Source organism: Paenibacillus jilunlii (genome assembly GCF_900102965.1).
Classification (GTDB): Bacteria; Bacillota; Bacilli; order Paenibacillales; family Paenibacillaceae; genus Paenibacillus_AQ; species Paenibacillus_AQ jilunlii.
Genome location: NZ_FNGM01000015.1, coordinates 143,775 through 156,246, shown reverse-complemented (window position 1 = coordinate 156,246; position 12,472 = coordinate 143,775). Strand labels below are relative to the sequence as shown.

Genomic DNA, 12,472 nt, shown 5'->3' with positions numbered 1-12,472 from the left:
ACTCCGATCGGGGCTCGCAGTATGCCTCCGCAGATTACCGTAACCGTCTAAAGAAGTACCACATGAAAGCAAGCATGAGCCGCAAAGGAAATTGCTATGATAATGCCTGCATCGAATCCTTTCATAGCATACTAAAGAAAGAGTTGGTTTATTGCACCAAGTTCAAAACGAAGCAGCAAGCGCAGGACGAAATGTTCCAGTACATTGAATTTTTTTATAATCGCAAGCGAATCCACGGTGCGTTGGGTTATGTTTCCCCTGCCCAGTTTGCAGCGAGGTTCAAGAAGAGAAAAACCGCATAATTCACTTTTTATGTGTCCACTTTCTTGACGGAGGTCCATTTTTCCACCTAGATCTCTCGAGTGTCGGTATCTGGGGAATTTAAGTTCCCTTTTTCCATTTGACGAGTCACCACGACGCTCCAACTACGGCAGTTTTGCCGTTATTACTGCAAATACCAACCCACTGGGCTCCAACAACGGCATTTCTGCCGTTGTTTCGGGGCTAACCGGCCAACGGCGCTCCAACAACGGCATTTCTGCCGTTGTTTCGGGGCTAACCGGCCAACGGCGGGGCAACAACGGTATTTCTGCCGTTGTTTCAGGGCTAACCGGCCAACGGCGCTCCAACAACGGCATTTCTGCCGCTGTTTCTGCACAAACCCATCCACAGTGCCCCAACAACGGCATTTTTACCGTTGTTTCGGGGCTAACCGGCTAACGGCAGGGCAACAACGGCATTTCTGCCGTTGTTTCGGGGCTAACCGGCGATACGGACAGGAAATCCGTCTTTTAGGCGGATCAGGCGTTTTCACAGGACAACAGGACTGAGAATCCGTTATTTGATCAGTCTCCCCCTTATTCCAGTTTCCAAAACCAACGATATAACGGCTCCTGAGTCCGATTCAACAGGAAAAACAGATCTTTTTGCAAAATAGCGTCTTCTCAGTCCGCTTCATACTGCAAACGTGATCTGACCGCAGCGGTATGCAATGTTTGAGAATCCGCTCTCCTCGTAGCCGTCTGCAGCAAAAAACATTAAAAGAAGCCGGAAGGGGTCCTCCCCCAGCCAGCTTCTTATATCCTCTATTTTTCTTGCTTAGTACCTTCGCCCGCAACCAGTTCGTTCAGTCCCACTATCAGACTCTCCAGCTGTTTGAAGCTCTCCACCATGTGATGGGTAATGTTGCGCTGCTCCTCCACGCCTGCCAGAATTTCTTCCGTTGCGGCGCTGGACTGCTCGGTAACACTGGAAAACTCCGTAATTTCTCCGACCACCTTTTCGGAAAAATGCTTCATGCCCGCTGAGCTTTGCTCCACATCCCCGGCCTGTGCCAGCACCTTGTTAGCGTTAGTCTGGATGGACTGGAATACCTTCTCTGTGTTCTGAGCGGATTCACTGCCCATATGCAGAATCTCAAGGCTCTGTTCAAACTGTGCAATCAGGCCTTCGGTCTGCTGCTGGAGGCTGGCGAGCACCTCGCTGATGGAATCCGCTGTCTGCCCGGAGCTTTCGGCAAGCTTGCGTACCTCCCCGGCCACTACGGCGAACCCCCGGCCCTGCTCCCCGGCCCGTGCTGCTTCTATAGAAGCATTCAATGCCAGCAGATTGGTCTGCCGTGAAATTTGCATTATTCCGTCAAGCATCGTGTGCATGTCCAGACTCCGCTGTGAGAATTCCTGCATCTGTCCGGAGGTGTTGTTCATGACTTCACGCAGTTCAGCGAATTGACCTGTAAGCAGGGAGATATTGCTGCTGCCCTGCTCGCTGACCTCTGCCGTGTCCGAGGACAGCTGCTTCATTTCCTGGGAGTAGCCGGCCACATCGCGGATGTGCTGATCCGACACGGAAATGGACTCGGTGATATCCGCGATACTGGTCGCCTGATATTCAATGCCTTTGGATACTTCCTGAAATCCGATAACCACTTCATTGGTGATGGCGTCGACCATCTCCACTTCCTCTTTGAAATTCCCGGTAAAAGCATACAATCCGTCTACTGCCTTTTTCACACGTTCCATTAAATATTCCACCTGTGCTCCCGAAGCCTCGACCGCTTGCCGCTGCTGCTCACTTCGAAGGAACAGCTTGCGGTTTACAATGGATACGCCGAGCATAACGGCGCTGATTAGCACGAACATGCCAAACCCGCCCAAATAGGCCAGGAAATCCGGATTGGCACCACCCTCTGAGTGTCCCGTAACGGTCTGAATGAAAATATTAACAGCATTCACGCCCGCCGCAATCGCAAAATAATGATAATTCGGGTAAAACAGCAGCAACGAGCAAAACAGCAGTGCCAGCGGAACATTAACCTCACCCTGGTTCAGATAAACGGATAACGCTCCAAGAATAACGGTAAACACCCAAGGTATAATGAGGGTTCCTTTTTTCTTGAGATGAAGCACGGTTAAAACAGCACTCAAGGGAACAACAAACGCATTTGTTATCCACAAGTCTGACGATTGGAAGGCTACAATCACGCCTAACAGGGCCACAACCCAAAAAGAGCAGATGATAATCTTGTTTCGCATCCAAATAATTTCTGTTAATCTTTGATTCTGCAACGTCCGCACTTCCCCCGTCTTAATATAATGAACCTATTCCCAAATTCTATATCGTCATTATTCGACATGTTTTTAACTATAATGTCGATAATGTCGATCATTTTGGCTTTCATTCCTTTTAACGTAATAACAATAGGCCAACCAGCACTCTTTGGCTGACCTACTAAGAAAGGTTATGAGGGCATTTATTCCACCTGCATACGGATATTCAGAACAAAGATCGAATCCGCCCGAAAAGCAGACTTTTTCGCAAAATAGAGTCTACTCTGTCCGATTCAGTCCGCTGACGGAGCCCAATCTTTCTGCACTGCCTATATCCATCTGGCGCCTCCAAGATATCCACATTTTTTTGACATTGCATAATTTCGCATACAAAAAAACCGCCAATTGGCGGCCTTAAGGATAATAAACAACAAATTGGCTAGCCCTTCGGACGCGCAACGAGTGCGGCCAGGAACGAGAACACAATGGCGGCTGAGATCCCTGCACTGGTTACATCAAATATGCCGGTAACGACTCCAATCCAGCCATCCCGTTCCAGCTCGGTCAGCGCCCCGTGCACCAGGGAATTCCCGAAGCTGGTAATCGGCACACTCGCCCCGGCACCGGCAAATTTCACGAGCGGATCGTATATGCCAAAGGCATCAGCAGCAGCTCCCGCCACCACCAGCGTACTCATGGTATGGGCAGGTGTCAGCGCCAGCACATCCATCAACAGCTGGCCGATAACACAGATGGCACCCCCAACCAGAAAAGCCCATAAATAGATCATGCTCCATCACCCCCCATCTCCAGGGCTACAGCATGGGCCACACATGGAATCGTCTCCCCCTGCTGGTAAGACAGCGGCGAGAGCAGTGCTCCGGTGGCCACAACCAGCACCCGCTTCAGCTCCCCTTTTTTCATCCGTTTGAGGATATGACCGTAGGTTACCGTTGCCGAACAGCCACAGCCGCTGCCCCCGGCAATTACATATTTCTGCTTGTCCAGATCATAGATCAGCAGGCCGCAGTCAGTAAATTCCGTCTGTTCCATGGGGATGCCTTCCTTGGCCAATAAGTCCTTGGCAATCGGCAGGCCTACGCTGGCAAGGTCTCCGGTAACAATCAGATCGTAATGCCCGGGCGAAAGAGCGGTGTCGCGGAAATGTGCGGTAATCGTATCCGCAGCGGCCGGAGCCATGGCAGCCCCCATATTAAAAGGGTCCTTGAGGCCAAGGTCCATAATGCGGCCAATTGTTGCCATAACAACATGCGGCCCTGCTGAAGTGCCGTCATCCCGGCCGATAACCGCACAGCCGGAGCCTGTAACGGTGTATTGGGCCGTTGGAGGCTTTTGCGAGCCGTATTCCGTGGGATAGCGGAACTGCTTCTCGACAGTACAGTTGTGGCTGGATGTTCCCGCCAGCGCATATTTGCTGCCGCCGGAATCCACGATCATTGAGGCAATCGCCAAACTCTCCATAGAAGTGGAACAGGCTCCGAATACTCCCAGGTAAGGCACCCCCAGCTTTCTCGCCGCAAAGGAACTGCTGATGATCTGATTCATCAGGTCGCCGCCCACGAAAAATTCCAGCTGTTCCTGATCCAGCGAAGCATTGATGAGCGCCAGCTTGGAGGCTTTTTCAAAAAGGGCGCGCTCGGCCTTCTCCCATGTTTTCTCCCCCATTTTCAGCGAATCATAAATAAAATCAAAATCTGAAGTCAGAGGCCCCTCCCCTTCCTCTGGGCCAACCACTGCAGAGGAGCCGAGAATAACCGGACGGGTAGTATACTGCCACGTCTGGCTGCCAAGCTGCTTCATAAGTGTCCACCTCCAAAGCCCAAAATGGCATATATTACGCCTACGACAAATGCGGCGACTACCCCGAACACAATAACAGATCCAGCCAGCTTGAACATGTTCGCGCCTACCCCAAGCACAAGCCCCTCCGCCCGGTGCTCAAGCGCTGCGGAGCACATGCTGTTGGCGAACCCCGTGACCGGAACTGCCGTGCCTGCACCGCACCATTGCGCAAGCTTGTCATATACGCCTAAGCTGGTCAGAATGACGGAGATCAGGATCAGTACGGCAACGGTGGGGCTGGCAGCTTCCTTTGAGGTCATATCAAAGCCCGCCATAAACGCCTCCTGGATGCCTTGTCCAATCAAACAGATCAATCCGCCCGAGAGGAAGGCACGGATACAGTTTTTGAACACCGGGCGGGATGGAACGAAAGGCTTGGACAATTTTTCATAATCGTCCGGGGTCAGAGTGTCAAGCTTCAGCTTAACACCTGATTTTCTGGTTTTTGCCGGCAAATCGGGACACCTCCGTAAAAAGGATGCGAAAGCGAGGCCTGCGCCCATAAGACTCAGGCCTCTCTCTTCGTTTAGAAGTTTTTCCTTATTGTTCGCCATTTGCCGTTCCGTTATGTCCCGCCAGTTCAGGTAAAATACAGCAGTACAATGATCAGCACGATGAACAGAATCAATACAAGCACAGCTTGGCGCTCAGCCATAGAGCGCGGGCTGTATCTCCGGCGCATTCTGCGGGCGCCCTGCCTGCCGGTTACACCTTGGGCCCATGCCCGGGGCACGCTCCCTGCCACCCTCATCCGCTTCGCTTCCTTTCCCGGCCCCTGCCTGCAGAGCCACTATTGCATAGTATTCGCAGCAGTAGTGCCGGGTGTTCATTTTGCCCTCCAGTCATGGACAATTGGCACCACAATGTTCATACTAGATGACAGTAAAGGAGCGATATGTATTATGAATCCAGAAACACTTGAACTGTTCAAAACACTGACTGAATTCCCCGCAGCCCCGGGTTTCGAACGTGAGCTGCGCGCCTACGTCAAGAATGCGCTGTCACCCTACACCGATGAGTTCGTACAGGACCGGCTTGGCAGCCTGTTCGGCGTGCTGCGCGGTGAAGAGAACGGGCCCAAAATCATGGTCGCCGGGCATTTTGACGAAGTGGGCTTTATGGTTACTGGCATTACAGACAAGGGGATGATCCGTTTCCAGCCCCTCGGCGGCTGGCTGGCCTCGGCGGTCGCCTCACAGCGGCTGCAGATTATCACCCCCAAAGGCACACTCACCGGCGTTGTCGGCAGCACTCCGATCCACTTGCAGAGTGAGGAAGAACGGAAGCAGCCAGGCGACATCCGTAAAATGTACATCGATATCGGTGCAGACAGCCGCGAAGAGGCGCAAAGCTTCGGCGTAGCTCCAGGGCAGCAGATCGTCCCGGTCTGCCCGTTCACACCGCTGGCGAATCCCAAGAAAATTATGGCTAAAGCCTGGGACAACCGCTATGGTGTTGGCCTTGCGATTGAGCTGGTCCAGGCGCTGCACGGGAAGAAATTGCCGAACACTGTCTTCGCCGGGGCAACCGTACAGGAAGAAGCAGGACTGCGCGGTGCGCGCACCGCAGCCAATCTGCTGCAGCCGGATATTTACTTCGCCCTCGATGCCAGCGCCGCCGCCGATATGACCGGCGACCGCCAGGCTTTTGGCCAGCTGGGCCAGGGTGCGCTGCTGCGCATCTATGATCCGACGATGATCACTCACCGGGGATTAATCGAGTATGTACAGGATATGGCCGATACCCATAAGATCAAGTACCAGTATTTTGTCTCGCAGGGAGGCACAGATGCCGGTCAGGTCCATGTCAGCGGTATCGGCGTGCCGTCTGCTGTCATCGGCATCTGTTCCCGCTACATCCATACCGCCTCCTCCATCATTCACAGCGATGATTATGCGGCTGCCAAAGAGCTGCTGGTTAAGCTGGTGGAAGGGCTGGACCGCACAACGCTGCAGACCATACTTGAGAACAGCTAGACTGGAGAATCTGCAGCTTAACAGAAAACTGGCTGAACCGGCTCTCCCGCCCGCCGGAAAGGGACAGAGTTCAATAATTGCACAACGGGCTGACCAGGAATAGCTTTCCCGGTCAGCCCGTTTTTATGGATAAGGGTACGGAACAATCAGTTTCGCGAACGCACCTCAGCCCGATCGGTGAAAGCCACGAATTACTTCCCGCGAAGCGGTACATGTAAGGCTATGCCCTTTATTTCAATTTTGCATACTCCGACATTATGGACTGGTGCACCTCATGATCTGCATCAATACCTGTGTATTTCGTTACAGCGGCTTCGGCGCCAAGCTCTGCAATCGCAGCTTGAAGCTCTACGGCTTCGGGATCATCCTTCACCTCAAACAGCAAAGCTCCCGCCATGGAACGGGTCAGCGCTGTATAGCCCAGTCCCCTGTCATACGCTTGCAATGCCGGAGAGACCAGGCGGTCATTCGGGGACAGCTTGCGCAGCGGCGAGCGGCCGACACGGGACACTTCATCCGTCAGCGCCGGGTTGCGGAAGCGCTCCAGGATTTTGCTAATATACTTGCTGTGCTGCGCCTCATCGAAGCCATGCTTCTGAATCAGCACCGCGCCGGTTTCCTCCAGCACTTCGCGGACCTGTGCAGTCAGGGCTTCATCGGCCATGGCCTGCTGGATCGTCTCATAGCCGCGCAGGTACCCCAGATAGGCAGCCGAGCAGTGTCCTGTGTTCACCGTGAACAGTTTGCGCTCAATGTATGGCTCAAGATTGTCCACATAATGAACTCCCTCAACAGGCACATATCCGGGAATCATCTGTGAGGAGTCAATCACCCATTCATAAAATGGCTCCACCACTACCTTCAGGATATCCTCATGCTGCTGCAGCGGCACAATCCGGTCTACAGCCGCATTCGGGAAGGCTACGGAGACATCCGCTTTGGTGCGGGACTCCCCGTCCAGCTTGGCATACACCAGCTCTTTGAGCTGGGCGCTGCCGCCGATGGCATTTTCGCAGGCAATGACATGCAGCGGAGCGGTGGAGACGGCCACCCGTCTGCGGATGCCCTCCGCGACCACACCGGCAATATGCTTAAGGATCGTTACTCCGACTGCTGTCGTTACCAGATCGGCTTCAGCAATCGCTGCCGCCACTTCCTCTGCATGGGTCACGCTGCTCAGCGCCGTCACATTTTTGACGATCACGGTTTCCTGTCCTTCGCTGGCCAATGTCACCGGATATTCTCTACGTTCTTGGAGCTGGGATACAAAAGCCTCATTCACATCGACGAAGCACACCTCATATCCTGCCTGTGACAGCAGCAAGCCGATAAAACCTCTGCCGATATTGCCCGCACCGAAATGGACCGCTTTCATTACTCCAGTCCTCCTTCAAAGATCGCAAGGACATCAGCCGGTGTAGGGGCATTCATCACCCGTTCAATCGCATCGTCTTCCGTAAAAATCATCGCCACATTCGTCAGCACTTCCATATGCCCGTCTCCGGCGGCTGCAATGCCAATGACCACAAAAGCTGGCTCATCCCCGCCAAAATCCACACCATCCGGAAAACGGATAATCGACAGCCCGGTGGATTTGATAAAAGGTCTGGCTTCCTTGGTGCCATGCGGGATTGCCAGCCCTCCACCCATGTAGGTGGATACCACCTCTTCGCGCTCCAGCATCTTGGGTACATATTCCTCTGTTACATGTCCAGCATCGACTAGCAGCTTTCCGGCCATGGTGATCGCTTCGTATTTATCTTTGGCGGCACCGTTCATAATCACTTTATTTTCAGACAGTATACTCATATGGTTCCTCTCACTTTCACATTTTATTTTCGAAAAAATGAAGCAGCTCCGACGATAAATACCGCCTGATCTCCGGCTCTGTCCGTTCCTCCAGCAGTTTGACCAGCTCCGAATTCAGCAGCAGGGCGCTAATCTCGCTGAGTACCTCCAGACTCTCCTTGGACAGTCTGCGCGGGGCCAGCATGAGCAAAATAACGCGGACCTCGGTCCCGCCCTCCAGCAGCACCGGCTGGCTCAGCCGGTACAGTGTCAAAGAGGACTTATGGACATGGCTGCTCCGGGTATGGAACAGTGCAAGCCCTGTATCCGGAATCACCTGGCTGGCCATCCGCTCCCGCTCCAGCAGGCGCTCCAGCAGGATACCGGCGTCACCAACCACGCCGCTGCCATTCAGAAGCTCCAGCATTCCGGCCAGCGTACGGGATAAGGACAAGCCGGTGTTGTCGAGCGGATGGAAGCGGAACCGCTCCAGCAGGCTGACCACCTCATCCAGGATGCCCTTGTAGCTCTTTAGCCGGTCCAGTGCGGCTTCCTCGCGGACCAGCTGATCAGACTCACCGGGTGAAGCCGGCTCCCGGTTCTTCAGTGTGATATTTTGGATATAACTCAGCAGCTTTTCTATCTCTTCCCCTGTAAGCAGGGGGCTGATTTTGATATAGCGTTCCTTGTCAATCGGCAGGTCAATCGTTGAAATGATCAGATCATAGTCCGTATCGGGCAGACGCGCGGCCTCATACCAGGAGATGTTGCCGAGCACTTCAATCTGCGGCATCTCCTTGGCCAGCCTTGTGGCGAGCAGCCTGGAGGAGCTGAGGCCGCTGGCGCAGACCAGAATCGCCCGGACACTGCGCTTCAGCTGGTTCAGCCTCTCCATGGACGCGCCAAAATGCATGACCAGAAAACCGACCTCTTCGTCCGGAATCGTCAGCTCCAGCCCGATATCCTGGGCAGCCGCGCGGACAATCGTGAATAAGTAATCATAATCCTTGCGGATGGGCCCAAGCAGCGGATTACGGATACGCGTGCCTTCCCGGATCCGCTTCAGCGCGGGGTCCATATGCTCCAGCAATCCTTCACGCAGCGAACGGTCCCGCTGAAAAGGCAGCCCCGTGCGCTTCGCCACGCTCTCTGTCAGCCTGTATACAATCTCCATCAGCTCAATATCGCCGTAAGCGACTCCGCTTGAGGAGAATGACTCTTGTACCCGGTCGAACAATCCGGCCATGTAGAGAATCTCTGCGCGGGCAAACTCCTGTCCGAGTGCCGCTTCCAGCCGCTTCACGAACTGCTCCGCACCGGCAATGCTGCGGTGATCGGATACCCGGGAGAATCCGGCTTCTTCGCCACTGTTGATCCCCCGGCCGATCTCGATCCGCCGGGTGGTTACAGCCAGCCCCAGCAGCATTTCCATGTAAACGATTTCGGGGAGCTCTGCGGTCCACTTCCATTCCATGTCCCACAGTATGCTCTCCACAGTCATCAGACTGACTTTGCCGACGGTAGTCAGCAAAAGGCGGAAAACCGGGTTGCTCTCGCTCCGCGGCGCATGCCCTACGAGATCGGACAGGTCCAGGTGCTCGGCGGCCAGCCGGCAGATGGCCCGGCGCTTGTCGGCTTCCAGACCTGCAATCTCAACACCGTATCCCCGCCTTCGGACCAGCTCCAGACCGAATTTGCGGACCCACGGCTCCAGTTCATCCAGGTCATAGCTGATCGTCGCTACCGTTACCTTGAGCGAATGGGCCAGCGTGAACAGCTTCACCGGTTCTTCGGCTTCCAGCAGCGTGCACAGCTCATAGATTTTGCGGTCCTCCCCGGAATATTCCGCAGGCTTTTCTTCCCGCAAAAACAGACGCAGCTCCGCAAGAGCCGTCTCAGATCCGCTCAAAGCGATGCCTTTTCCTGATTTCCTGATCAGATCGAGCCCGAAATCCCCCAGCAGCTGCTCAATATCCTCCATCTCCCGGTGAACCGTCCGCACGCTCACTCCAGTCGATTCAGCGATTTCTGCAGCAGTGATCTCTTCCTTCACACCCAAGAGAATCCATAGAATCTCGCGCTGTCTTGCGGTAATTTTTTTCATAATCTGTGAACCCCGCCTTAACTGGAGACAAACGCCGGCCTGCCTGAGGTCCAGCGTTTGTCTCCTAATTTAGCTGTATACAGATTGACCCTGCTTGCTTACTTCAAACGTTCCACCAGCTCGTCATATTTCGGACTCTTCAGAAAGTTGTCTATTGAGATATGCTCTGCGTTCGGATTGCTGGCAATCGCCCGGTCCGTCAGCGTTTTCTGGGTGACTACAATGTCAGCATCCGCAGGGATTTCACTGACCGCAGAGTTCACAACCGTAATGTTGACGCCTGCATTCTGCAGCTTTTTCCGCAGAACGGAAGCGCCCATTGCACTGGAGCCCATACCTGCGTCACAAGCAAAGACGATCTTGTTGACATCTCCTTTGTTGCGTACGTTGGCTGCTACATTAGGAGTGATTACATTTGCTGTTGTTGCATTTACGTTGTTAGCCGCAGTACCGGCAGCTTTCATATCACGCATTTTTGCAGATGCTTCTTCCAGATCCACTTCTTCCTCATTGTTCTTGCTGCTGGTCTTCAGCAGAAGCGCAGCGAGCAGGAAGGAAACAACGGTTGCTACAATAACACCGGCAAACATCGGTGCATAACCGCCCTTAGGCGTCATGGCAAGATAAGCGAAGATACTGCCCGGCGATGGTGAAGAGGTAAGTCCCGCACCTAGAAGCTGGAAGGTAAAGGTACCGCTTACACCGCCGCCGATGACTGCCAGAATCAGACGCGGATTCATCAGGATATACGGGAAATAAATTTCATGAATCCCCCCGAGGAAGTGGATGATTACCGCACCGGGAGCGGATGATTTGGCCGAACCTTTGCCAACCAGCCAGTAAGCAAGCAGGATACCAAGACCTGGTCCTGGGTTCGATTCCAGCATGAACAGGATGGATTTCCCGATCCGCGCCGATTCTTCAGCAGCGATAGGACTCAGAATTCCGTGGTTGATCGCATTGTTCAGGAACAATACCTTTGCCGGCTCGATAATGAGGTTAACCAGCGGCAGCAGGTTGTGGTTGACGAGAAATTCAACACCGTTAGACAAAATATTGGTCAGTCCCTGAACCAGCGGCCCGATCCCTTTGTAGGCTCCCAGCGTCAAAATACCGCCGATAATCCCGAGCGAGAAATTGTTGACCAGCATTTCGAAGCCTGCTTTGATTTTTCCTTCAACCGCACGGTCGAAGACTCTCAGCACCCAGCCCGCCAAAGGTCCGGCAATCATGGCTCCAAGGAACATTGGGATGTCTGCCCCGACGATAACCCCCATGGTCGCAATCGCACCGATGACACCGCCGCGCTTGCCATTGACCATCTGTCCACCTGTGTAACCAATAAGCAGCGGCAGAAGGAACTTGATCATTGGGTCAACCAGCATTGCCAGATCTTTATTGGGTAACCAGCCGGTCGGAATGAATAAAGCCGTAATTAACCCCCAGGCGATAAAAGCGCCGATGTTCGGCATAACCATACCGCTGAGCATGCGGCCGAATTGTTGAACCTTCACCCTTACACCACCGGATGAAGTTTGCGTTGTTGCTGTTGTGGCCATTTTAAATGCCCCCTTATGTTAGTGAATGGGATGCCCCATCTTGAAGCTCTTTGAAAGGTTATCCCTTATGGAGACATCGTAAATCAAAGCGCTTTCTTTGTCAGCAAATTGAAAACACGGTTTCGTCATGAACATTGTTGACAACATTTAAGAGTTCCTGCCAAAGGGCTATTTACCGGCATTTTTCATCCGCCTAACGGCCTAATGTGCAAAAACGGAAGCCTGCATTTTACCGCAAGGCCTCCGCCGTTAGTTCTATTATTCAAATGTAAAATTTGGAATTAGCGACCGTATTCCGGTACCAGTTGAAGCTGACTTTCTTGTTCTGGCCAGTGTCTTGTAATCCACATGAATCAGACCCAACCGCATCGTGTAGCCGTAGGCCCATTCAAAGTTATCCATCAGCGACCAAGAATCGGCTCGTCCTTATAGCATGCACCATTCTCCGTAATATAAACCGGAATATCTCCACAATTCATGAGGCGGCTAAGAACGTTGTAAAACCCTTGCGAATCCATCGTCAGCGGCCCCGCTTTAGGCGGAATCAGAGGTACTTCTACCTCTCATTTGGCCCAGCGGCCCACTTTGGGCGGAATCAGAGGTATTTTTACCTCTCATTTGGCTCAGCGGCCC

At 53.4% G+C, this 12,472-nt stretch carries 11 protein-coding genes and 1 pseudogene; 2 read left to right on the top strand and 10 right to left on the bottom strand.

Annotated elements, in window-relative coordinates; genetic code table 11:
* A partial coding sequence (locus tag BLQ82_RS23145) for an IS3 family transposase (protein WP_143013530.1) occupies positions 1–302 on the top strand: 302 nt, incomplete at its 5' end.
* Positions 303–1,085: 783 nt separating this feature from the next.
* Here BLQ82_RS23145 and BLQ82_RS23135 read toward each other — a convergent pair.
* The 5 genes from BLQ82_RS23135 to BLQ82_RS32150 form a co-directional block, all read right to left on the bottom strand.
* The gene (locus BLQ82_RS23135) at positions 1,086–2,567 is read right to left on the bottom strand and encodes a methyl-accepting chemotaxis protein (protein WP_062520881.1); all 1,482 of its coding nucleotides are present in this window, start codon (positions 2,565–2,567) and stop codon (positions 1,086–1,088) included.
* Between the two features lie 421 nt (positions 2,568–2,988).
* On the bottom strand, positions 2,989–3,339 hold the full coding sequence (gene spoVAE / locus BLQ82_RS23130; protein WP_062520882.1) for a stage V sporulation protein AE: 351 nt from the start codon (positions 3,337–3,339) through the stop codon (positions 2,989–2,991).
* Positions 3,336–4,370, bottom strand: coding sequence for a stage V sporulation protein AD (gene spoVAD, locus BLQ82_RS23125; RefSeq protein WP_062520884.1), 1,035 nt, complete (start codon positions 4,368–4,370; stop codon positions 3,336–3,338). The genes spoVAE and spoVAD overlap by 4 nt, the downstream gene beginning before the upstream one ends.
* Positions 4,367–4,867 (bottom strand): stage V sporulation protein AC, encoded by a 501-nt coding sequence (spoVAC, locus tag BLQ82_RS23120; protein ID WP_062520886.1) that lies wholly within the window; start codon positions 4,865–4,867, stop codon positions 4,367–4,369. The genes spoVAD and spoVAC overlap by 4 nt, the downstream gene beginning before the upstream one ends.
* A gap of 125 nt (positions 4,868–4,992) precedes the next feature.
* Entirely contained in the window at positions 4,993–5,163 is a 171-nt protein-coding gene (locus tag BLQ82_RS32150; protein ID WP_157243763.1) for a hypothetical protein, read from the bottom strand.
* A gap of 151 nt (positions 5,164–5,314) precedes the next feature.
* On the opposite strand from BLQ82_RS32150, the gene BLQ82_RS23115 reads away from it, so the two are divergent.
* Complete coding sequence (locus BLQ82_RS23115) at positions 5,315–6,388, top strand: M42 family metallopeptidase (RefSeq protein WP_062520888.1); 1,074 nt, start codon at positions 5,315–5,317, stop codon at positions 6,386–6,388.
* Positions 6,389–6,617: 229 nt separating this feature from the next.
* Here the strand turns inward: BLQ82_RS23115 and BLQ82_RS23110 are convergent, their stop codons facing one another.
* The 5 genes and pseudogenes from BLQ82_RS23110 to BLQ82_RS33245 form a co-directional block, all read right to left on the bottom strand.
* Entirely contained in the window at positions 6,618–7,763 is a 1,146-nt protein-coding gene (locus BLQ82_RS23110; RefSeq protein WP_062520891.1) for a mannitol-1-phosphate 5-dehydrogenase, read from the bottom strand.
* Positions 7,763–8,197 carry a PTS mannitol transporter subunit IIA gene (locus tag BLQ82_RS23105; protein WP_062520894.1) on the bottom strand — a complete coding sequence of 145 codons (435 nt, stop codon included), beginning with the start codon at positions 8,195–8,197 and terminating at the stop codon, positions 7,763–7,765. Before BLQ82_RS23105 ends, BLQ82_RS23110 begins: the two co-directional genes overlap by 1 nt.
* 16 nt (positions 8,198–8,213) lie before the next feature.
* Positions 8,214–10,280, bottom strand: a complete 2,067-nt coding sequence (locus tag BLQ82_RS23100; protein WP_062520896.1) for a BglG family transcription antiterminator — start codon at positions 10,278–10,280, stop codon at positions 8,214–8,216.
* Between the two features lie 98 nt (positions 10,281–10,378).
* Entirely contained in the window at positions 10,379–11,839 is a 1,461-nt protein-coding gene (locus BLQ82_RS23095; RefSeq protein WP_062520899.1) for a PTS mannitol transporter subunit IIBC, read from the bottom strand.
* A gap of 262 nt (positions 11,840–12,101) precedes the next feature.
* Positions 12,102–12,348, bottom strand: a pseudogene (locus tag BLQ82_RS33245) (family 1 glycosylhydrolase); the annotation flags it as partial.
* Positions 12,349–12,472 lie beyond the last annotated feature (124 nt).